The sequence below is a fragment of the Bradyrhizobium sp. 18BD genome (assembly GCF_054185225.1).
Genome location: NZ_JAVAYL010000022.1, coordinates 103,491 through 124,669, shown reverse-complemented (window position 1 = coordinate 124,669; position 21,179 = coordinate 103,491). Strand labels below are relative to the sequence as shown.

Genomic DNA, 21,179 nt, shown 5'->3' with positions numbered 1-21,179 from the left:
ATCTGACGATGGCTCGCAAGGCGAAGCTTGCGACGATGTCCTCCAGGCTCTCTTTCGACGAACAAATCATCCATCAGTGCAACTCCTCTCCTTTCGCCTGATTCAGCATGCTCAGATTTTCATGGTCAACGACTGGCGCGGCTCGATCTTGACGACGAGCGTCGGATCGAAATTGGGGTTCTCGCGCATGCCGTTCGCCAAGGCGTAACCGCGTGGATTGCAGACCACGCGCGTGCCGCCGATCGAGTAGTCAAGCGACTTGTGGACGTGGCCGTGCAACCAAAAGCTCGGCGCGTTTGGGCCCCTCATCAAGGTTTCGATATCCTCGGAGCCATACAACCACGCGTGCATCCCAGGCTCGACCGACGATGCCGGACCCATGTGCGATACACAGACCGTCTCGCCGTCGTAGGGTGTTTCAAGCACGCGCGAGAAGAAGCCGAAGGATTCGTCGTGCAGCTTGAGCCACTGCGACGGCGTGAAGCGATGGTCGCTGTTGCCGGCGCCCGTTCGGATCTCGATGAAGTCGTTATGCTTGTCCCTGAGCGACCAGGGGTCGTCGCGCAGGCGCCCGTTCTGCGAGTAGTACATCGCCGTCCTCCGCGACCAGCCGGGCGGCAGCAACCTGAAATCCGACCAAAGCGTCGCGCCGGCGATGCGGACGCCCATATCATCCAGGTGCAGCACATCGTTCTGCAGGAGATGGATTCCGACGGTCGCGGCGATCTCCCGTCCGCGCTCCATCTGGTCTTCGTAGAATGTGTTCTCCTCGCCGGAGCCGCGTGGTCCGCGGTAAAAGCAGTGATTACCTGGCACATAGACGCAGCGCCGCACACGATCGCAGAGGGTTTCTGCGATCCAGTGCAGCGAGCGCGTCATTGCATTCGTCGTGTCACCGATCACGACCAGCACGTCGGCCTCGACCGGCGGCGGCTTCGGATAGCCGTTGCGCTCATGGTCGATGTGCAGGTCTGACTGGACTGCGAGCAGCGTCATCCGAACCTCCGCTTCTGTCCACCGCCGCCTCCGGCGGGATCGGGCAGCTCCTCGGCCGGGGGAAGCAGCTTGGAAAAACGCAGCACGCACCGCTGCAGCGGCTGCACGGAGCGGACACTGTCGATGCGGCCTCCGCACACCCCGGCGATGAGTCTGATCGCCGCCGTGCTCGCCCGCGACAGGCGCCTCAGTTCCTCGGCGTTCAGACCCGGGAGCCAGTCCATGACGTCCCTGGGCATGCGCGGCGGTAGCGCGGAGCGCTGGCGCTCGTTGACGGTCGCGCGCGCCCAGAATCCGACCTGCAGCGGGGTCCGGCGCTCGTCGAGATCGAGAGCACGCTGACGATCGCGGAGGCCCTGCGGGTTGTTGGTGTCGGCGATCTTGGCGCTCACGGCTTCGCGCCGTCGTTCTCGAGATCGAGGCCCGCCTCGGGGTCCGGGCGCGGCGGCAGCGTCGCCATGTGCGCCTTGATCTGCGAGAGCCGTACCGGCGCCCAGCCCATAATCTCGACGCCGATGTCGCAGCTCTGCTGGTTGCCGGGGATGCGGCCATGGTGGTGGCCGTAGAGTTGGAGTGTCGTCGGCTTGCGCGAGCCGGGCCAGCTCAGCATCGGGTAGTGACACAGGACCAATTTCGTGGATTCCACGGTCAAGAGCGCGATGTCCTTAACCCAGGTCCAACCCAAACTTTTTGTGACCTCGTCGTCGTGATTGCCGCAAACGAGGTATTTGCGGCCCGGCAAGGAATCGAAAAGCTTGCGCAGCGCCTTCGGTTCGGCGCGGTGAGCGAAGTCGCCGAGACAGATCACGTCGTCGTCGGCCCGCACGACGGACCGGTAGGATTCGACCATCACTTCTGTCATTTCTCGGCCGTTGGCGAAGGGTCTGCGGCACATCTTGATGATGCCATCCGGCTTATCAGGCGACGCGTGAAAGTGATGGGGATCTGAGATGAAGAATGTAGTCACTGCATCGCTCCCTTTTCCTCGAACCACATCGCGCGGGCGACATAGATGTCGCACGGATTGACGATCATGTCGGTGTCGGCGTCGTCGCCGGGTTCGTAGCGCTGGTCGCCAAGGCGGCAGACCAGGACCTCGCCCGGCTGCCGGACGACGAAATGACCCGGAGCGACCTGTTCGTTCGCGTGCAGCCTCATGATTTCGATTCCTTGTCGTCGGCGGCGCCGAACGTCTTGAGGTGGAAATCCCAGGCCGCTGCCTGCTCGGCTTCCGTCAGCTCGCTCCAGCGCACGATCACGTCGCCCTCTACGCCACGCGTGACGCAGTACGGCGGGTCGTAGGCGTCGGAGGCAGCGGTCACAACCAGCTCGCGCTGGAGGCGGTCGATAGGCCGGCAGCGAACGCGGCCAGCCTATCGGCGGCGTCGCCGGCGATCTCGGTCTCGTTAGTCATGGTGCCTCCCCAGGATTCGAAAAACCGACAGATCGCTAAAATGCAATCTGCCTCTTTAATTTCGTTACCACGTTAGCCTGCTATGATCAACGCCATCGGACGACAGGCGTTCGGCCAGAGTCCTTGAGCATGAAAGGAAAGAGAATGAGCGGCGACAGCCATACCAACTTCAACAGCGGCGGCTTCTCGGCGGGCGCGGCGGCCGGATCGCTGACGGTCGCCGGCGCGTTTGTGGGAGCGCTGCAAGCCGCGGCGCGGCTCAACGCCCATCGCTGGGAGAGCTGGAATCGCGAGCAGCTCGAGACCGCGCTCGACCTCTCGGAAGAGCTGCGGCGCCACTCCTACGAAGAGCGCGAGGAGCTCCGCGTCGAGAACGCGAAGCTCCGGATGGCGATGCGCCGCGTGACTAAGCGGCGGGCCGCGGCGCGGTAGCGTAGCGCACGAACTCCGGAGCCGGCTCGACAGAGACTGGCTCCGGAGGCCATTCCGCAGGCTTGAGCGGCTGCACCTTGCGAACCCCGTTCAGCGCGAAGATCTTGCGCACATGAGCGGAAATGGCCTGATTATCGGCTGAAATCAGCTTTTCGACCTCCTCTCGCGTCAGGCCGGGCAGCCAGTTTTTGAGTTCGCGCGGCAGCCAAGCCGGCACCGGCGCCGGCTTGTCGGCGATGATGGAGTCCGCCGCCCAGGCGAGCACCGATCGCGCGACTTTGACGTGGTTGTCGGCGAGCGATTTCCGCTCGGCAAGCTCGGACTTGAACTCCCTGACGAGAGGGCTGTCGCCGGCCGGCGGGCCGTCGGCGGCGCCGCCGAGCAGCCCCGCGAACAGCCTGCCCGGCAGGCCGAACGCTTCCCACAAGAACGAGAACGAGCCCCTCAGCGCGGTCCGGATGGCCGAAAGAATGGATCTCAGCATAACGTCGCCTCCTATCTGCCTGGTCATCGGAACACGATTTGCGGCAAGCCGGAAATCGTAAAGCGGGAACGCATGGGCTGAGGATAGCTTGACAAAATATGTTATGCTGCTGTACGTATAATAGCATCCCAAGTAACTCGCCTGGGCGAGCCTCCGACGGGTGGCCTCCTAAAGCTGTCCTGGCCTCGCGCCAACATGCTGCTGATGATGCCGTCCCCGCCACCCTCGCCGCGAAAGCGCCGGTCTCGGCCACGTCCGCCGGTGGCCACGAAGCGAACGACGTTGCCTTGGCAGCAACTTCTACAACTGGGAGCGCAGCCGATGACGCAATCTGAGATGGATTTTGGCATCTACAACATGACTGACGCGAACCACATGCGGAGCCGCAACGCGCCTCCGCTGCCGGACGTCGACGGGCTATTCGACGTCGACGGCGTCGTGACGATCTGCTGCCGCCGCCATTGCCACTTTGAGCCGGTGTCGGAGCTGTTCGGAAACGTGACGTTCATAGAAAACATCGTGCGCCTGGACGCACTCGCGCCGGGACGCTGGGATCCTGTGGCAGTGCTGGCTGCCTGCACCAAGGTGCACGGCAATAAGGTATATGGAGTTGACTACGATGGCGCCTGCACTAGGAATCCCGCGAATCTCAATGAGCTCCGCATCGCCGCCGTCGTCGGAGCTGACGGCACGCAGCCGTACGTGTCCAAGCGAGCAAGTCCTCATCGCTGCGACCCAACATGGGCTTTCCGGAATCTGCTCGATGGACTTGGCGTCGACGGACGTCACAGGTACAGCGGCGACTACCGAATTCGCCGCGCGCTGCGCGCCCTCGAAGACGCCGGCCTGATCCACATCGAGCTCGGCGCGCGCGGCGGCATGACGACGGCGAAGTTCATCTGGACGGCCCGGGCCTATCTGGCGCCAGAGCGACTCGCTCCTCCTGATGAAGCGGCCATGGATATCCTGACGTGAATCGTGAAGGCGACAGTCGGAGACTCGGGCGCAGCACTGGCATACGTTCGGCTCGGCGACTGGTGCCGCCGCCGTCCGAATACGTTACGAAGCTACTACAGCCCTCGGCGTTATCGTCGCCGGCCTCGCTTCATCATCGGACGCGGCGGCAAGGATGCGACGTCCCACCGAGCTCGCCGGGCACCCAGAGAGCTCCGTACCCGCTGCCGGATGACGCTGCCTCCCAATACGCGCGTCACCGTTTAGAGAGTGGCCGCCTGAACAACAGAACGAGCCAGAACATGAACCGACCCTGCGATCACGCATTCGACGCCGGCTCCGCGCGGTTTCCTTCTGGCGATGGGCAAAGGTGCCGTGCTGCCCGAACGCGCTTTCAACTAGACGCTGCCGCGTCCCGGCCAGGCGCTGGGGTTAGCACGGCGGGATCAGCCGGCCGCGCTAGGAGGACTTCATCGCCCGCGGCGGCGTTCTGCCGCTGCCCGGTGTACTCAAGCGCTTCCACGAATTCGACTGGAAGATCACCGACGCGGGATTCAAGGCCGGCGGCGAAAGCCAGAGGCCGCTGACGTGCGCCTCACGACAGGTCCGCTTCACTTAATCGTCGCCATGGCGCGCGGCGCCACTCTCCGCGAAGCCACTTACCGCAGCAGGACGTGGTTCGCACTCATCCAGCCTGGACGAGAGGGACTCGCACGCGTTCACGCCCGCGCTGTCAATACGCTGCGCCAGTTCGGACTCGTCGAACGCGAGGACGAGTTCGATTGGCGAGTCTCGAGGGCCGGACACGATTGGCTGACCGCAAACGGAATTAAGGCAATTGGACAAACATGCACGCGAACGAGCGTCGTAAGTGGGGAAGTAATGGGGGGTGTCGAGAAAATGAATATCACGGGTGATGTCGTCACCGGTAACGCTCCACGATAACAAACGGTGCGGTGACGGTAGAATACCGTGCGATAATGCGAAGCTAAATCAGGTTCCCTTCCCGCAAAATGCAAGCCACGATCAAGACCGGATCCCTGTCCTGGTTCCTTACATGAGCGCTTCGGCGACGTCAGAAAACACGTTGCCGTCATGGAGGACTTAGGCCTGAATTTAGGACGGCTAATCCATGGTCATGGAAGGCTGGTAGCTCTTGTTGCCCCGCCGATCAAAATCGTATTCGTAGACGACGCACGGAGCGATCGCCTGATACTGCTGGCCCAGATAGAACAACAGCGCGTTCGGCGCCGCCGCAAAGACATGAGCGAGGGCGTCGATGTCGTTTCCCTTGAGCGAACGCAGATGGTTCGCCAAGGATTCTGCGAGCGCCGCCGCGTGTCCACCACCCAACACGCCGCGCTGACCGGGACCTAGAACGAAGACGACCAGCCTGCCGACGTTCGGCAGGGATGCCTCGCAGTAGGCCCGCGCCGCGGCTTCCGCGGACTGCGCGACGCTGATGGCGATCGCGATCTCCGGCCCGTCGCCGAGCCTGTGTTCCGTGATTTGGAAGTCGGGCGCACCGCTTTCCGATCCATCGTCGGCGCGCCACACGCGGGACCCGACCCGGCCCTTCTGCACCAGCTCGACCGCTACGCCGGACTTCACGTCCAGCACCGCGCCGGCGATGAAGGCGACCGATGCGTGGGCGTCGAGGATCAGACGCAACATCGGACTCCGCACGACCTTCTCGCGCAGGAAGCTTTCGACGCGTGGGCGGATGTCGCGCTGCCAGTCGAGATCGTCACGAAGATATCGCTGCCGGAACGAGTCGGTCAGCACCAGCGTATGCTCCGGCAAGGCGCCCACGATGTCCGACGCGGGCCCGAGGAACGACCGGATGGCGACGGGCAGGTGGGGATCCGCCGCGGCAGCGGCCGCCTCGGCGAGAATCGATTCGTCCCTGCACAATTGCCTGAACGTCTCGCGCGTGAACGAGTTGAGGCCGCGCTTCTTGAGCGCGCGGGCGAGCTCGTCGAGGCGGAAGTCGGAGCTGGTCGGCACGGTCGTGATGACGCCGACCGTCCTGGCGCGCAGAACGATCGAGTCCTTGAGTTCTTCGAGCGAACGGTGCCCGTCGAATATGCGGAAGCCGGCGAGCACCCCGCGCAGGGCTTCGTGGTCGGAAAGTCCGAGGTGCTCGCGCCAAAGCTTGCGGACCGCGCCCATCCTGCTGCCGTCGGTCTTGGTACCGTCGAATAACTTTTCGACCAGCAGCGACCGGTCGTTGCCGGAAACGAGATCGGCGAGCGGGTCGCCGTCCTTGATACGGTAGGTGGTGAGGAAGGAAAAGCAGGCGCCGGGTCCGGCCTTCTTCCGCGCCTCTTCGAGACGCTGGAGGATGGAGAACGACTTGGCGCCGATGAAGGCGGGATCGACGAGATCCGCGTAGCCGAAGCGGCCACCGTACTCGACGTGCCATTTCACCTGATGGTAGTCCGCGGTGACGCGTTCAGGCCCCGACCGGACCACGGCGGGATCGTAGCGCACGACGACATCGTCGAAGGCCTTGGGGCCGTCGGCTTCGAAAGCCACTTCCACGATGCACGACGTGCCGTCGTCGAGCAGGTTGAGCGCGTTCTCCCAGAATACGCGGGCCTGGTAGTTGTCGCCGTGCCATCTCGGCAGGACCGCGTCAGCCATGTTTTTCTCCTGCCGGCAGGTTGTGCTTCATTGTTCGGCTCAAGAGATCGGAAACTTCGGCCCGAACAGAGCGCGCCAGGCCCTCAGCGAGTCGCCCTGGCGCCCCTTGCGGGCCAGATCGATCGCGAATGCGGCCTCCTGCTCGGCCGCCAGCAGCAGGCCGCGGGCGCGCTCCTTGCGCGCCTGGTCCATGCCGTCGCTGATCGGAGGCCCGAGCCCTGCGGGATCAAGCCAGGTGTCGAAGATCCGGTCCCCGAGCGTGGCGAAGAAGCCCTGGATCTCCCGGTCGAAGCTGCCGCCGAAGCCACCGTAAAGGATCTCGAGCGCCATGACCTCGATCAGGAAGGACGGCTTGATCGGCTTCTCGCCGTGCTTGGGATTGTTGTTCCAGTATTTGACCATGCGGACGAGGCCCTTCCATTCGCTGGAATAGGCCTGATGGGCAGCCGTCGCCTTCTCGGCATGCGTCTTCGGGTTGGTCTTGATCCACTTGCCGAGATCCCTGTCGGGGATTTCGTAGTCAGCGCCGGCCACGAAGGCGGGCACGGCGTCGACGCTCATGATGCGGTAGTCGGTGTTGTCCTCTGCGTCGACCTGCACGCCGAAGTCGACGTTGATCGAGCGCCCCTGCTTCTTGACGGCCTTCTCGCCGTACTTGTCAACGAGCGCGTCGTGGAAGTCACCCAGCACGACCGACGGTGCCTCGGAGCGGTAGTCACGCTTGTTCGGGTTCAGCACGAAGAAGATGTCGACATCCTTGAGCGGCTTGGTCTTGGTCCACCGCGCGTAGGAGCCGGTCAGGAAGTCGTTGTCGATGGAGAATTTGGTGTCGAGGTACTCGCGCACTTCCTGCTCGCGCGACCGCGCGTTGTCCTGCTCGCGCTGGTTCAGCTCGAGCTTGCTCTTGAACTTGCGGAAGGCTTCGTTGGTGGTCAGCATCAGGGTCTCCTCAGGTAGGACGTGCTGGCGCTGAGGCTGCCGTGGCCGATGGTGGTGCCGAGGCTGTGCCGCACCATGCCCTCCGTGGAGCGCGCCGCGGCCTTGCTCCAGCCGGCGATGTCGTGGCGCCCCGGCTTCGTGTTCAGACGCAGGTCGTACTTCGCTTCGCTTGGCGCCAGACCGGCCTTGCGGATGGCGTATTTCAACTGGTCGGTGTCGGTCCAGAAGCTGCCGTCGCCGCCATTCCAGGCGTAGGAGATCTCGATGCTCCACTGGAACAGCAGCACGCCCGTACGTGGGTGATAGATGTCGAGCATGACGCGGTCGAGATCGCCGGAGCGGAGCCAGCCATCGACGCCGCGCATGTGCAGATCCCAGTCGTTCACGAATTCGGTGGGGTCGAGGCCGCTGAGGCGGATGATGTCCTTCAGGCTCTTGAGGATGTTCTCGGCCACGTAAGTGACCGAATGCGTGTGAGAGTAGACGTTTACGGCGACGGCGGTCATGGTTCGCGCAATCCCTTCAGGTCGGGGACGAGCGAAAGCCGGGCCGCCGCCGCGGCCGGCTCGTCCTGGTCGGCGGCGACCGGCGCGTCGAGTTCGCGCGCCGTGATTCGGGTTCCGTGCTTCTTCAGCGCCCGCTGCACCCAGTCGAGCTCGTCGGCGTCGCAGGGCAGCGAGACGGCCCAATCGCCCTTCAAGGCGTCGTAACCGAGCGCGGCTTCGTTGGCGTCCGAACCGTCGACCGCGTCGTCGTCGAAGAGGCAATAGACGCGGGTGCGCGGGCCGTCGCAGGTTGCCACGATGGCATGGTCCTTCGGCGAGCGGTCCGAGATGATGCTGGCCGCGATGCCGGCGACCGACGTCAGCTCCTTGCGGGCGGGATGCGTGGCGCCGGGCGCGAGCACGTCCACGATCGCACTCCAGGTCGACAGAGCATCGCGGGCGGGGGCGGCGGCGAAGGTGCGGCGGTAGACGGTGCTCATGGTCAGCGATCCGCCGCCGAACGAGCGGCCTTCGCGGCCTTCGCCGCGGCGAGGATCTGCGCAAGAGTGACTTTCTCCGGACGCACCGCCGTCTCCGGATCGCTCGCGAGCGCGCTCGCGACCATCTTGCGGATCGCGCGGCCGTCGAGCCCGACGCAGGCGGCGGCGCACTCGGCGAAACCGGCCGCGTTCGCGAGCCTGGCGACAGCGGGATAGGTCGCGCCGAGTCCGCTCAGGCAGTCCTTCAGGATCTGCGCGCAGGCTTCCTTGGCGGGAAGCGGGATCTCGACGATGAGGTCGCAGCGCGAGGTGAACGCGCTGTCGACCGCGCGGGGGAAGTTGCTGGTCGCGACGAACAGGAGGTTCGGGTAGCGCTCCGCCAGTGCGTCCAGTTGGACCAAAACCGCGTCGGTGGCGCGATGCACGTCCACCGGATTGGCGTCCATGCTCAGCTTCGCGCGATCCACGGCGAGCGTCTCGACCTCGTCGAGCAGGACCACCACCGGTCCCCTGGCGGCCGCTTCGGCGATCGCTTGGCCGAACAGTTCGGTGACCGCGCGCTGGCTCTTACCGAGGGAGGAGCTTGCGAGCTGATGCGGCTCCACCTCCATCAGGCGGAACTTGCCGCCGGGGAATGCCTTGGAGATTTGGTTGGCAAGGCCGCGGGCCAGCGACGTCTTGCCGGTGCCGGGGGGTCCCACCAGCAGGATAACGCCGTGCAGCGGGAGCACGGTCCGCGAGACCTTCTCGCGAACCGTGAAGTTCAAGATGCCCTGGGCCTCGAGCTTGTCCTTAATCGCGAGGTCGATGACGATCGAGTTCCAGAGGGCGCCGAGCTGGTCGTTCGGCAGGGGAAGGATCCGCTGAATGCCCTTGGGCAGTTCGATCTCTGCGGAAAAAGGCTTGATTTGCGCCGTCACGTTCACCTCCGGGGGTGCATTCGACCTCTCTGCGCTTGCATTCCCCACGTGAGGCTGTAAAGCTGGTGTCCAGCCAGACAACGCCCGGGCCCATAAAAACGCCCAAGCTGCGCAGCGGGGCAAGGGCGTGTTGTCCAGCCAGACAACAGGCAAATGTGGCAAAATTTTGTTGAGAGGGCGAATGCCGGAGACGGCGCTTGGAACCTGGTTGAAGGATCTGCGGGAACGCCGCAGCATGAGCTTACGGGAAGTCGCTGAACGCAGCCGCGTCGACCACGCCTACATCTACCGCCTCGAGACCGGAACGAAGGAGGCCCCCTCCAAGGAGGTAGTCGACAAGCTGATATCGGCGCTCGCGCCCCCCAAGCGCGACGCGGAGATACTTCGCTTCCTCGTCGACCACACTAACCTCGACGTCAAGCTTGTCGAGTTCGTTCGCGGCGATCCGAGCATCACCTTCGACCAGTTCCACATGCTGACAACGGTCGTCAACCGCGGCGCGCGCCCCGATTATGCGACCTCGCTCGCCCGCATCCGCAAATTCATGACATAGGGGGTACCATGATCGATGAACTCGGCATCGCTATGAAGGCGCGTGAGTTCATCGGACGCTGCGGACCATTGGCGTTGCCGGTTTCGGTCGATGCCTACGCTTCGCAGATAGGCGGCGAAGTGCTCAAGGAGGCGCTTGAGGAGAATGAGGACGCCTGGTCCTTCCGAGACAGCGCGGGCAAGTACCGCATCTGCGTAAATTGCGCTCATAAGGCGCGGCGGCAACGGTTTAGCGTCTGCCATGAGGTAGCTCACGTCGTCCTAGAAATAGCCTCCAACCATGCGACGCCGAGCTGGAGCTATTCGCGCCGGCCCCCAGGCGAGATCGCTTGCGACGTTTTCGCGGCCGAGTTGCTGCTACCCCATAAACTGTTCAAGCCCCGCGTCGACAGCGCCGATATGGCGCTCGCGGCAATTGGGAATCTCGCGGACGAATTCGATGCGTCGCTGATTTCCACTGGCTCGCGCTTCGCGACCTTTTCACGCGAACTGTGCGCGTTCGTTGTCTCCGAGGGAGGAAAGATCCGATACAGCGCCCGGTCGGCGCGTCTTCGCGAAGCGAAAGGCTGGATCAGGCCGGGTTCGCCTCTGCCGACCGACTCCTACAGCGCGCGCGTTCGTTCAGGTGAGAAGGCGTCAGGGGCCGAGGACGCAGAGCCGGATTCGTGGTTCGAAGACTGGGCACGTGACGGGGCGCTCTTCGAGGATGCACTGCACCTAGGGCAGTGGGACCAGACGCTGACGTTGCTGTGGTTCGACGGCGATCAGATCGCGGCGCCTGCCCCCGAACGAAAACAATGGGACGAAGACTCCTATCGGTTGCGCGAGCTCGACGGAGTGCTTCCCTGGCCCAGCGGCAAGAAGCGCAGGTAGGCAGCCGCATGTGGCTGCGCGTCCAGTCGCTTCTGATGTCGCTCGCGGCGTGAGGACGATCCAGCGCCGGCGACGTTGTCCCGCACGGGGCTGCGGGAACAGATGGACAAGCCCCAGCCCCGTCGATTGCGAATCCCTGACCTGTGTTAACTGCCCGGAACGATCGGGAGGGCGGAACGATTCGTCCCAGCAGGAGTGATCTCGATGCTGACGACGAAGGAGCGGCGGCCGGCGATACGGACGCTGCGGGGGTGGGCGATCAACGTGCTGTTGGAAGCCGGCGCCATCCACGAATGCGAGGAGCACGGCTGGGTGAGGGACCGTGCCGACCCGCATGCACGCGAACGCGCCGTCGATCTTGCCCGTCAGAATCCGCCGAAAGAGGTCTCGCCGGACGACGCCGTTGCGGAGGTCCGCGAGGTCTTGGGTTCGATCGGCGACGTCTGTCCCGAGTGCCCGGCGGCGGAATAGTCCACCACAGATTGAACATGGTTCCGATGAAGACTAGATGGTGACCGTCGTCATCTTCCAGGTCTTTTCACATGAGCGACCATTTCTGGCGCCAATTGCCCGCGGGTATTTTGAAGAAGAAGGCCAGAGGCTGGATGCGCCTCGACGCCGACGTCAGAGAACTTGTCGTCGAGCTCGCGCGCGCGCAGGACTTCAAGTGCGCGTTCTGTGACGAGACCCACGACCTGATCATCGAGCATGATCACTACCCGGAGCGCGGAAGCGGCGAGAAGCTCACGGTATACAACATTCGTGGTCTCACCTGCTCGGGGTGCAATTGGCATCTCGGAATGTACGAAGCGGATGAGCGGGGCGACTATCGCGGGTTCGACGACGCATTCATTCGAATCGACGAGCGGGATTTCTATCCCTACGCTCAAGCGTACGAACATCGCGTGCTCACTCTCATCGAGAAGGAGCTCGAGGATCGGATGGAGCCGGTCAACTACTGGCGCAGACGCTTTTTCCTGCAGAAGTTCGATGAACGAGAATGGAGCCGGGACTACCCGTGGCCGAGCTATTTCGCCGAGATCAAGCAGCGGCGTCGCATCCGTATTTCGACGCCGGAGCAGTTCTGGAACATGTTCGTCGCCTGCGCACGCTTCGTCATCGAGGAAAAGCGTAGAAATCCGGATTTCGAGATACCGGAGGACTTCATTCGCATGGTGGTCGCGGTCAAGCCCCTGCTCGACGATGCGTGGCCTCTGATCGAAGAGCGATACCAGGCCATCAAAGCGAAGAAGCTCGCGGAAGCGCAATTGCTTTCGCCACCGCCGGCCTAGGCGGACTTCCGCTGCGGCCTGGCCGACGGCCTCTTCGCGGCCGCTTCCTTCTGCTTCTTGCCAGTGATCGGCATCAACATCTCTTTCTGGCCTGACGCCGCCTTGCGCGGCTTCTTGGCGGGCTTGGCCGCCTTCGCCGGCGCGACCTCCCGACCGACGCTCTGCCTCAGCGCTTCCATCAGGTCGACCACGTTCTCGCCCTTCGGCCGCTCCTTCGGACGGATCGTCTTACCCGCGCGCTTCTGGTTGATTAGGTCGACAAGCGCGGTCTCATAGTGATCCTCGAATTTCCCGGGATCGAAACTTCCTGCCTTCTGGCTCACGATGTGCTTCGCGAGGTCCAGCATGTCCTTCGTCAACTTCACGTCCTGGATATCGTCGAAATACTCCGCCTCGCTGCGCACCTCATACGGGTAGCGAAGCAACGTACCGACGAGCCCCTTTGCCTTTGGTTCGAGTGCGATGATGTGCTCGCGGTTGGTCAAGACCACGCGCCCGATCGCGACCTTGTCCATCGCGCGGATGGTTTCGCGGATGACCGCGTAGGCGTCATGGCCGATCTTGCCGTCCGGCGTGAGGTAGTACGGTCTGATCAGGTAGCGCGGGTCGATTTCGGACTTGTCGACAAACTCATCGATCTCGATGGTCCGCGTCGATTCCAGCGCAAGCTCTTCGAGCTCTTCCTTCGTGACCTCGATGTACTGCCCCTTCTCGAGTTCATAGCCCTTGACGATGTCCTCGTTCGACACCTCGTCGCCGGTGTCGGCGTCCACCTTCACGTACCTGATGCGGTGTCCGGTCGTACGATTGAGTTGATTGAAGGAGATCTTCTCGCTCTCCGACGTCGCCGGGTAGAGGGCGACCGGGCAGGTGACCAGCGATAGGCGGAGAAAGCCCTTCCAGTTGGCGCGCGGGGCCATGTTACGCAGAACTCCAGTTCGGGATGGCTCGGATTCAAGACGAACGGCAGAAACTGGTTCCGACAACCGCCGGGGCCAACTGACCATCCTTTTTTCAGGCGGAGGATCGACTCCCTAGTCTTGTTCTTGTTATGTTCTGGTATGACCGATCGACCCGCGAGCTGGCGCATGCCGACCACCAAGCAAATGGACAAGATGGCCGCTCTCGTCGGCAGAAACGTGCCGCAGAAGCCCGGACTGGCTCCCGACGCCGATCTGCCCGCGGAATACTGGCAGGCGCTCTTGGACGACCCTCGCGCCGAGGCGCGGTCAGGCCCTTCCGAAGCGGCGCTGCGGCTGGACCAAATTCCTAAGCATCTGCTCAGGGTGGGCTGCCGGCGCTGTGCCAGGGTGGTCGAGATCCAGAAAGTAGACGCCGTGCGCCTGTATGGTTGTGAAGCGCTCTGGAAGGATGTCGCGCGGCGGCTCTTGGAGAATACCTGTGCCGAGCGGACTGGGCGACATGAGGAAGACGGCTGCTGGCCTGCGTTCGAGTAGTCGCCGGCACGGCCGGAAACGGATGCTGCTATGGCACCGAAGTATCACCCGACGCCCTTGTCCGGCGGCGACCGCAAGGCGCTCGCCAAAGAGCTCAGTCGCGCACGCGCCATGACAACGATTCTCGCTGGTCAAGCCGCAGAGGCCCGCATCAAGGGTGAGGCGTTGATCCGCCAGGCCGACAAATTGCTCTCCGAGTCGTGGAACGAACGAATCTGGGCGAGCGGCGGCCCGATCGATCCTTCACCCACCGTAGATCAAGCCGTCAACGGCGGTTACACTTGGCTCGAGATCGAGTGCTCGCGGTGTAAGTCACGGCGAGCGGTCGATTTGGCGGCGCTGCGCCATCCGCCGACCACATTCGTCCACGATTTGGCGAGCCGTCTTCGCTGCAGCAAATGTAGCAAGGCGGGTCGTCGACCCTCAGCGACTCTTCTGCAGTTGGCATCGCGGTCCCACCAAGCCGCTCCGGAGACCTGACGATGTGTAACCTTTATTCAATCACCACCAACCAGGCCGCCATCAGCGAGCTGTTCCGAGTGATCAACCGATACGTAGGCAACCTCGCGCCGATGCCCGGCGTGTTTCCGGACTACGCGGCGCCCATCGTGCGCAACAGCGCCGAACGCCGGGAGCTCGTCACCGCGCGATGGGGCATGCCGTCGTCGCAGCATGCTTTGATGGAGGCGGCCAAGAAGCGCGCGGCTAAGCTTGAAGCCAAGGGCAAGTCAGTCGACTTCAAGCAACTACTTCGGATGGAGCCTGACGGCGGCACGACCAACATCCGCAACGTGAAAAGCAAGCACTGGACGAGGTGGTTGGGTGCGGAGCATCGCTGCGTCGTGCCGTTCAACAGCTTCAGCGAATTCAACAAGGCCGAGGGCGGCGACATCTGGTTCGCGCTCGACGAGACCCGCTCGCTCGCCTGTTTCGCCGGCATCTGGACCAACTGGACATCGGTCAGGAAGGTCAAGGAAGGTGAGACTACCAACGACCTCTACGCTTTTCTCACGACGGAGCCGAACGCCGAAGTTGGCGCCATCCATCCGAAAGCGATGCCAGTAGTTCTAACCACGGGGGACGAAGTCGAGACTTGGTTGACCGCGCCGCCGGACGAAGCCTTAAAGCTTCAACGGCCGCTACCGGACGGCTCGCTGCGGGTTGTCGCCCGCGGAGTGAAGGAAGACCCCGCTGGTTTATCAGAGGACAAGACTAGGTGAATCATACCGACTCGAAATAGGATGACCCGGAGCAGCGTTCATTTAGCGCAAATTTTCTCCCGCCGACTAGAACGACTTGTCTCACCGCTCAGGACCAACAATGAACGATACAAAGTCACCCTCCGGAATCGATTTCGATCCTGCGGACCCCGAACCGCAACGTTCGGAAGACATTTCGGCCGTCGAAGAGCTGAAGGAGGTCCCCGAGGCTACTGCGCTCCCGGAAAAGCATAAGCCATACCTAGATTTGGCGACCGCGGCGGCCGATCCGATGCGGGAGCAGGTCCAGAGCGCGACACAGTTGGTGCGCGCCTTTGACTCACCGGCGATACGCGCCCTGCGTGATTACGCGGACTCGCCCGTCGCTCGGATGATGCGTGATCATCTGGAATCGCCGACGGCCCGAGCCTTGCGCGACTATGCAGATTCGCCGACCGCAAAGATGATGCGCGACTACGCTGTTTCACCTGCAGCAAAGGCGTTCCGGGACTACGCCGAGTCGCCGGCCGCGCGCGCTCTCCAGGACTGGGTGGATTCGCCCGCAGCCAAGGTTTTGAGGGAGTTCGCGGATTCGCCGACCGCTCGGATGCTGCGCGATCTCTCAGATTCGCCTGCAGCTCGAGCGCTTCGGGATTACGCGGATTCGCCGATCGCCCGCGAGCTTGCGCGATATCAAGACACAACGATTGCCTTAGGGCGCACGGATAGGTGGGCGCTTCAACTTTCGAACACGAACGCGCTTGCAGGCCTGACGGGAACTTCCGCCAAGATCGCCGAGCTCGATAAGATTCGAGGCGTTGTAAATTATGTGTCAGGCTTCGGTACGGGAACCGTTGCGGACATCGGCTTTGCGTCGGGATTGGCGGACACGCGGTTGAAGGTGGCGGCGCTTGCGGGTTCGGCGGATCTGCTGGGCTTTAGCGCCGGAACGACGAACGCGGCCTATGCCCGCCTTTTCGGAGAATGGTACACTCGTCCTGATCTGCCAGATCGTTTCTGGCACGACCCCGATCACCGTCGAGGCTACTACGCCGAGGCCGAAGTGGACGCCGGCTTGATCGATGCGACGCCTGAGACGGTGGTCGCCGTGACGATCGAAAGCGGCCTCGCCGGCGGAATCTCCGATGGGGAGACATCCGTCGCGACGTTCGAGATCGGTGGGATGTCCATGCAAATTCGGTCGGCCAACTTCCAAACCGATGCATTCCAAGCCGTCGATCGGTTTGAACGGACCTTAAGGCTTATGATCGCCCAAAAACTCGCGGCACTCGCCGGCCCGCGATGGTTCAAGCAGCGCGTCGACGAGAAAATGCGCGATAAAGCACGTGGCAACCGCGCCGCAGCGATGGCAAACGGCGAGCGCGACGAAGAGTTGATTTGTTATCTAGACCTCGGCGATTTGACCGGCATCTTGCTTCGCAAGGACAACTGGGACGGAGCGTTCGGGCATGTATTCCCGAATCGAGAGCGTTTGACCCATGATCTTCAAGCTCTCGTCGCCCTTCGAAGGCCCACGATGCATGCACGCAATCTCGATGGGGTGCAGCTTGTGGAGCTGATGTGCGTCATTCGCCGTCTCACGCAATTCATCGATGGCGACGGCGAGTGGAAGCGTATAGCTGGCTCCGAGGACTGACGCTATGGCGCAGCGCAAGAAGCTGAACACCACGCGTCGCCGCGTTGACTCGGGCCGCGTCGAGGCATAGTTGCGCAGATGAACGAACTCTTTCTGAACGCGGTCAAATCGCTCCAGCTCGGTCTCGAGGACTACCAGGCGAATGATCCAAAGCGCTCGCTGTCGGCTGTGCGCAACTTCTACGCGGGGACGCTGCTGATGGCGAAGGCCGCGCTCGTCAAGCAGCTCCCCGAAGCGGATCCCGCGCTGGTCCTAGCGGCGTCGTACAAGCCCAAGCCCGACGGCAAGGGCGGCCTTGTGCTGGTCCCGAGTGAGAGGACGATCGACTTCAACGAGATCGGCCAACGCTTCAAATCGTTCGGTCTCGCGATCGACAACACCGCGCTCCGCAACCTCAACCGGATCCGAAACGAGGCCGAGCACAATTACACCTCGGCCAGCCATCAGAGCGTGCGCGAGGCGATCTCGCAGGCGTTTCCGGTCGTCGTCGACCTGTTCGACCTGCTGGGCGAACGGCCCCACAAACATCTGGCGGAATGCTGGAACACGATGCTCGAGGCCAAGAATCTGTACGACAAGGAATTCGCGCAGTGCCAAGGCTCGTTCGGCGACGTGCCGTGGACCTCCGCATCGATGGCCGCGGCCGTCAAGACGTGTCCCTCCTGCCGCTCCCATCTGGTCCAGCTTGCCGAAGACTCCTCGACGGAGCCGACCGATCTAGAAGCGAGGTGCCGGCAATGTGGTGCGGAGATCGCAGCCGGACGCCTGTTCGAGGCTTCGCTCAACGACTATTTCGGCGCCGATCTCTACGCGGCGGCCGCCGACGGGGACGCTCCGCCGTTGGGCGTATGCCGGGCGTGCGGCTTCGGAACGTACGTCATGGCGGGGGACGAGAACGCGTGCGCGTTCTGCGAGGACGGCCTGTCGAAGTGCGAGATGTGCTCGGAGCCTCTGACGCCGTTCAACGTCTCCCCCGACAGCGACCGGATGTGCGACTACTGCGCGCGCGTTCTTTCGAAGGATTGATGGGCCGCAGGCCTAAAAGAGTACGGCCGGTCGATTTCCGTCGTCTAGCCCCTGTTTCGCCGGCTTTTTCCGGCAGCTCTGAGCGTACGGTCGCTCGACGACCGATCGAACACTCCCGGTCCGACATGAACGCGCCTCAACGGCCCAAGCGCCGCCACCACCACGTCTGGCAGAACTATCTCCGTCCCTGGACCACGAATGGGGGCATGTTCTGTCTGCAGGACGGTCGCGTCTTTCCGAGCGGCACGCGCGTGCTTGCCGTGCAGACCGACTTCTACAAGCTGCAGCGGCTCACGCCTCAGGATCTGGCGCTGCTCAAGATGCTCTTCGGGCAAGGACGGCCGTCGGCGGTCCGGACGCACGGGAACCTAGTCGGTATGCTGGTCGCGCCGTTCGAACTGGCGGAGCGGTTTCGGGGAAGCCCGAACTGGCCGAAGATCGAAGCGCAGCTCGACGACCTCGCGTCGAACGTGCTCGAGGACTATCACGCGAGCATCGAGTCTTCGTTCGCGCCGGCGCTGGAACGGGCGCTCGCCGGCGACCTCGGCTTCTACGCTGACGACGCGCAGTGCATCACGTTCCTCAACTTCCTCTGCACGCAGTACATGCGAACGCGCGGCATCAAGGAGCGCACGCTCGAATTAAGTCCCTCCCTCGAACGCGTCTGGAATATCGTGATCCACATCACCGCGACGAACATCGGCGGAAGCCTGTACGTCGAGCGCAAGAGGCGGAAGCTCATCGTCGTCGAGAACCGCTCCGAGGTGCCATTTGTCACCGGCGACCAGCCGGCCATCAATCTGAAGAGCACGCGTCCCGCTCCGACGGACAGGCTGTCGATCTACTATCCGATCTCGCCGACGGCGGCGCTGCTTATGGCGGACGTGGACGAAGAGCCGCTCTTTCCGGCCACCGGTCTCACCGGCGAGCAGGCGACGGCGCTCAACGTGATGGTCGTGCGCGCCGCGCACAAGCAGGTCTTTGCGCGGTCGGCGGCTTGTCTCGCACCGTACGTTGACGGCTAGACCAACGTTTCGCCTCTGGCTGAACCCGACGGCGACATCGTCGTATCTATTGCAGATCCGTGTGCGTGACACGGAATAGCGACCTGCGCTTGTCTGCCTTCACGACTTCCGCCTGACAGTCGGAATGACGTGGCATTCTTCCGATGACGGGAGAACCGAACGCGTCAACGCCTCGGTCGGCCACGCGCTGATTTTTCTGAGAGCGTGGCCTCGACAAAGATCGAAGTTCCCTTGCCGACCGCATCGAGGAAGGCGGCAAAAAGCTCCGAGACCGCTTTCCTGATTTCCGCGTCCAAAGCAAGCCAGGCGTCGGGCTGCTGCTCGGACAGCAGCGGCTCCGTTGACGTCAACCTGAAACCTTTGCTCATCGGATTCCGGCCGACCAAGCTGCGGCATCTGACGACCGGTCGGCCATCGTATTCTCGCACGTCGATCCCCGCGAAGAATCCGACCCTGCCGTTCTTGTCGGAGTGGGAACGCCAGTAAATATGAAACGTCATTACCCACGCACGTTTGTCCCCGTCGTTGCGGCTCCGGACCACTTCGACGGTATCGGTAAGGCCGACGGCAAATGGCGCGAAAATTTGCTTTCCTGAAGCGGCCGCCACTGCGACTTGAAACGTGGCCTTGCCTGGTTCGCCACGATCGCGAACCAAGTTCTGTAGCTGATCCCTGATCGTATCCACCAGCACGCGGCGGGCGTTCGCGTGCGCGATATCCCACTCGTCGTTCGCCGCCCGGCGCGCGGCGGTCCTGGCATCTTGCTCGGCTTCGGTCTTCATGAGCCTTTCGGAAGCCTCGTCCGCCTCCGGATGCGTGCCGGCTCCGTCCATTCCTGCGAGTATCGAATCGAGATGTTCGATGACTTCGGCCATCGTCTGGATCCGCATCTTGGGATCGCGCCGAATCATTCCGGAAAGCAGGGAGTTCAGGCGGCCGAGGCCGTCGCCCTCCAGAACTTCGCGATAAGGCGATTCATTCAGTCGCTCCCTGGGCAAGATCGTCCCGCCGGACAGCATGAAAAAAATGACCTTACCCAGCGAATAGACGTCCGCCTCCGGACCGACGTCGAGCGGGCCCCCGCCTTCGAGCTCTGGAGCCATGAACATTGCCGGACCTGCTCTTTCGCAGTCCTCTGTCTGGCGAGGCCGGTCGTCGTCGATTAGGCAGATGCCGAAGTCAGAGACCCAGACGTCGTCGGCGTCCCTTTTCGGAAACAGCACGTTGCCAGGTTTGACGTCGCGGTGGACGATCCGCGGCGTATTCGTGTGCGCCGCCGCTAGGCCGGCCGCGATGTGTCGCGCCACGCCAAGCGTCCGTCTCACATCACCTTTGAAGCGCGCGGCGTCGTCCAAGCTTCCGCCCTCGGCAAGAGGCATGACCAGATATCTGCGGTCCTTCTTGCCGACCGGATCGTGCAAGGCCGACTTGTCGATCAAGGGCACGACGTTCGGGTGCTTGAGCGCGGCGACGGCCTCGACTTCGTTCCTGAAGCGATCAATCCGATCCCCGTTCTTCAGGCGCTTAAGCGCGAAAATGCCCTGCTCGACACCGGTCCGATCCTTTACGCGGTAAACGTGCGCTTGGCCGCCCTCGGAGATGCCATCCACTATCTCCCATTTCCCGTATTCGTCGTTCGCCATGTGCAATCTCAACCTCTAGCCGGCTCGGCAAACGATGTAATGTCTCTAGCGCACCGCGCTATGGGACCGACGAAACGATTTGCCGCAGTGGGCCCGGCCATAACGGGGAGATAGGGCTGCTAATGTGCACAAGCACCCCGCGGAATGGCCCTGTACCACGGGCGGCGCAGCTTGGCGTGCTCGGACCAACCCGATCACGACCAAGACGGGCTGACGTCGGCGTAATCGACTGCCCGAGCAGTTTCCCTTGGCTTGGCGCCACCAAATTTTCGGTAGCGAGGCGGTGTCGGCTCAGCCCGCAGCGGCGGAGGCGGCACCTCGGAATAGAGCGATCCGGTGGAGCTGCAGTGGCCCCCTCCGGATGGCACTTTGAAGATCGTGGCGAACGTCGTCGCCCATCCGGCTGATCTCGAGAGCGCTGGCCTGGCGCGGCGTCGAGAGGCACCTTCTGGCCAGAGCAAGGATCGACACGACGCGGACCGGCGCGCCCGAATCCGGGTCTTCGTCGATGCCATCAACAGGCGATCAAGGCCGGATGGCCGAGGGCTTGAACTTCGATGACAGTTATCTTCGCATTCTTGTGGAAGGCGACTACGCGGGCTGGACTCCCGCTCTCGTTGAACGTTCGCTAGGTCACCATTTTCGAGCAAGTCTGGAAAGAGAATGCGCAAGCAAAGGAACCTGT

Annotated in this window: 25 protein-coding genes; 12 read left to right on the top strand and 13 right to left on the bottom strand. The window is 63.0% G+C overall.

Going from position 1 to position 21,179, the window contains the following annotated elements:
• Positions 1-111 precede the first annotated feature (111 nt).
• The 5 genes from RAD16_RS32615 to RAD16_RS32595 are packed head-to-tail and all read right to left on the bottom strand — an operon-like array spanning position 112 to position 2,318.
• Positions 112-996 carry a metallophosphoesterase gene (locus tag RAD16_RS32615; RefSeq protein ID WP_458161935.1) on the bottom strand — a complete coding sequence of 295 codons (885 nt, stop codon included), beginning with the start codon at positions 994-996 and terminating at the stop codon, positions 112-114.
• A complete protein-coding gene (locus tag RAD16_RS32610; RefSeq protein WP_458161934.1) occupies positions 993-1,388 on the bottom strand; it encodes a hypothetical protein in 396 nt (131 codons plus the stop codon). The genes RAD16_RS32615 and RAD16_RS32610 overlap by 4 nt, the downstream gene beginning before the upstream one ends.
• Positions 1,385-1,963 (bottom strand): metallophosphoesterase family protein, encoded by a 579-nt coding sequence (locus tag RAD16_RS32605; RefSeq protein WP_458161932.1) that lies wholly within the window; start codon positions 1,961-1,963, stop codon positions 1,385-1,387. The genes RAD16_RS32610 and RAD16_RS32605 overlap by 4 nt, the downstream gene beginning before the upstream one ends.
• Positions 1,960-2,154, bottom strand: a complete 195-nt coding sequence (locus tag RAD16_RS32600; protein WP_458161931.1) for a hypothetical protein — start codon at positions 2,152-2,154, stop codon at positions 1,960-1,962. Before RAD16_RS32600 ends, RAD16_RS32605 begins: the two co-directional genes overlap by 4 nt.
• The gene (locus tag RAD16_RS32595) at positions 2,151-2,318 is read right to left on the bottom strand and encodes a hypothetical protein (RefSeq protein WP_458161930.1); all 168 of its coding nucleotides are present in this window, start codon (positions 2,316-2,318) and stop codon (positions 2,151-2,153) included. Before RAD16_RS32595 ends, RAD16_RS32600 begins: the two co-directional genes overlap by 4 nt.
• A gap of 236 nt (positions 2,319-2,554) precedes the next feature.
• Between RAD16_RS32595 and RAD16_RS32590 the strand changes: the two genes are divergently transcribed.
• Positions 2,555-2,842: a hypothetical protein gene (locus RAD16_RS32590; protein ID WP_458161928.1), complete on the top strand. Its 288-nt coding sequence runs from the start codon at positions 2,555-2,557 to the stop codon at positions 2,840-2,842.
• On the opposite strand, the gene RAD16_RS32585 is transcribed toward RAD16_RS32590, so the two are convergent.
• Complete coding sequence (locus RAD16_RS32585; RefSeq protein WP_458161927.1) at positions 2,817-3,326, bottom strand: hypothetical protein; 510 nt, start codon at positions 3,324-3,326, stop codon at positions 2,817-2,819. The two genes, RAD16_RS32590 and RAD16_RS32585, sit on opposite strands and share 26 nt — an antisense overlap.
• A 261-nt stretch (positions 3,327-3,587) precedes the next feature.
• Between RAD16_RS32585 and RAD16_RS32580 the strand changes: the two genes are divergently transcribed.
• Positions 3,588-4,301, top strand: coding sequence for a hypothetical protein (locus tag RAD16_RS32580; RefSeq protein WP_458161926.1), 714 nt, complete (start codon positions 3,588-3,590; stop codon positions 4,299-4,301).
• Between the two features lie 1,104 nt (positions 4,302-5,405).
• Here the strand turns inward: RAD16_RS32580 and RAD16_RS32575 are convergent.
• From RAD16_RS32575 to RAD16_RS32555, 5 genes are read right to left on the bottom strand one after another with little or no spacing between them, the layout of a single operon-like run.
• Entirely contained in the window at positions 5,406-6,926 is a 1,521-nt protein-coding gene (locus RAD16_RS32575) for an SAVED domain-containing protein (protein WP_458161925.1), read from the bottom strand.
• Positions 6,927-6,965: 39 nt separating this feature from the next.
• Complete coding sequence (locus tag RAD16_RS32570) at positions 6,966-7,865, bottom strand: CBASS oligonucleotide cyclase (RefSeq protein ID WP_458161924.1); 900 nt, start codon at positions 7,863-7,865, stop codon at positions 6,966-6,968.
• Positions 7,865-8,371 (bottom strand): HORMA domain containing protein, encoded by a 507-nt coding sequence (locus RAD16_RS32565; RefSeq protein WP_458161923.1) that lies wholly within the window; start codon positions 8,369-8,371, stop codon positions 7,865-7,867. The genes RAD16_RS32570 and RAD16_RS32565 overlap by 1 nt, the downstream gene beginning before the upstream one ends.
• Complete coding sequence (locus tag RAD16_RS32560) at positions 8,368-8,850, bottom strand: hypothetical protein (RefSeq protein ID WP_458161922.1); 483 nt, start codon at positions 8,848-8,850, stop codon at positions 8,368-8,370. The genes RAD16_RS32565 and RAD16_RS32560 overlap by 4 nt, the downstream gene beginning before the upstream one ends.
• Before the next feature lie 2 nt (positions 8,851-8,852).
• A complete protein-coding gene (locus RAD16_RS32555) occupies positions 8,853-9,770 on the bottom strand; it encodes an AAA family ATPase (RefSeq protein ID WP_458161966.1) in 918 nt (305 codons plus the stop codon).
• 181 nt (positions 9,771-9,951) lie between these two features.
• Between RAD16_RS32555 and RAD16_RS32550 the strand changes: the two genes are divergently transcribed.
• The 4 genes from RAD16_RS32550 to RAD16_RS32535 all read left to right on the top strand — a co-directional run bounded on the left by RAD16_RS32550 (position 9,952) and on the right by RAD16_RS32535 (position 12,487).
• On the top strand, positions 9,952-10,323 hold the full coding sequence (locus RAD16_RS32550; protein ID WP_458161921.1) for a helix-turn-helix domain-containing protein: 372 nt from the start codon (positions 9,952-9,954) through the stop codon (positions 10,321-10,323).
• Positions 10,324-10,331: 8 nt separating this feature from the next.
• Positions 10,332-11,195, top strand: a complete 864-nt coding sequence (locus tag RAD16_RS32545) for an ImmA/IrrE family metallo-endopeptidase (RefSeq protein WP_458161920.1) — start codon at positions 10,332-10,334, stop codon at positions 11,193-11,195.
• Positions 11,196-11,399: 204 nt separating this feature from the next.
• Complete coding sequence (locus RAD16_RS32540; RefSeq protein WP_458161918.1) at positions 11,400-11,666, top strand: hypothetical protein; 267 nt, start codon at positions 11,400-11,402, stop codon at positions 11,664-11,666.
• A 71-nt stretch (positions 11,667-11,737) separates the two neighbouring features.
• Complete coding sequence (locus RAD16_RS32535) at positions 11,738-12,487, top strand: endonuclease domain-containing protein (protein WP_458161917.1); 750 nt, start codon at positions 11,738-11,740, stop codon at positions 12,485-12,487.
• Here RAD16_RS32535 and ku read toward each other — a convergent pair.
• The gene (gene ku / locus RAD16_RS32530; RefSeq protein ID WP_458161915.1) at positions 12,484-13,407 is read right to left on the bottom strand and encodes a non-homologous end joining protein Ku; all 924 of its coding nucleotides are present in this window, start codon (positions 13,405-13,407) and stop codon (positions 12,484-12,486) included. The genes RAD16_RS32535 and ku overlap by 4 nt on opposite strands.
• Before the next feature lie 168 nt (positions 13,408-13,575).
• On the opposite strand from ku, the gene RAD16_RS32525 reads away from it, so the two are divergent.
• From RAD16_RS32525 to RAD16_RS32500, 6 genes are all read left to right on the top strand, one after another.
• Complete coding sequence (locus RAD16_RS32525; protein ID WP_458161914.1) at positions 13,576-13,944, top strand: hypothetical protein; 369 nt, start codon at positions 13,576-13,578, stop codon at positions 13,942-13,944.
• 30 nt (positions 13,945-13,974) lie between these two features.
• Positions 13,975-14,424 carry a hypothetical protein gene (locus RAD16_RS32520; protein WP_458161913.1) on the top strand — a complete coding sequence of 150 codons (450 nt, stop codon included), beginning with the start codon at positions 13,975-13,977 and terminating at the stop codon, positions 14,422-14,424.
• Positions 14,425-14,426: 2 nt separating this feature from the next.
• Positions 14,427-15,164, top strand: coding sequence for an SOS response-associated peptidase (locus RAD16_RS32515; RefSeq protein WP_458161912.1), 738 nt, complete (start codon positions 14,427-14,429; stop codon positions 15,162-15,164).
• Between the two features lie 100 nt (positions 15,165-15,264).
• A complete protein-coding gene (locus RAD16_RS32510) occupies positions 15,265-16,800 on the top strand; it encodes a hypothetical protein (RefSeq protein WP_458161911.1) in 1,536 nt (511 codons plus the stop codon).
• Between the two features lie 78 nt (positions 16,801-16,878).
• A complete protein-coding gene (locus RAD16_RS32505) occupies positions 16,879-17,826 on the top strand; it encodes a hypothetical protein (RefSeq protein WP_458161910.1) in 948 nt (315 codons plus the stop codon).
• Positions 17,826-18,851, top strand: a complete 1,026-nt coding sequence (locus RAD16_RS32500; protein ID WP_458161909.1) for a DUF4238 domain-containing protein — start codon at positions 17,826-17,828, stop codon at positions 18,849-18,851. The genes RAD16_RS32505 and RAD16_RS32500 overlap by 1 nt, the downstream gene beginning before the upstream one ends.
• 164 nt (positions 18,852-19,015) lie before the next feature.
• Here RAD16_RS32500 and RAD16_RS32495 read toward each other — a convergent pair whose 3' ends face one another.
• Positions 19,016-20,494, bottom strand: coding sequence for a serine/threonine-protein kinase (locus tag RAD16_RS32495; RefSeq protein ID WP_458161908.1), 1,479 nt, complete (start codon positions 20,492-20,494; stop codon positions 19,016-19,018).
• Positions 20,495-21,179 lie beyond the last annotated feature (685 nt).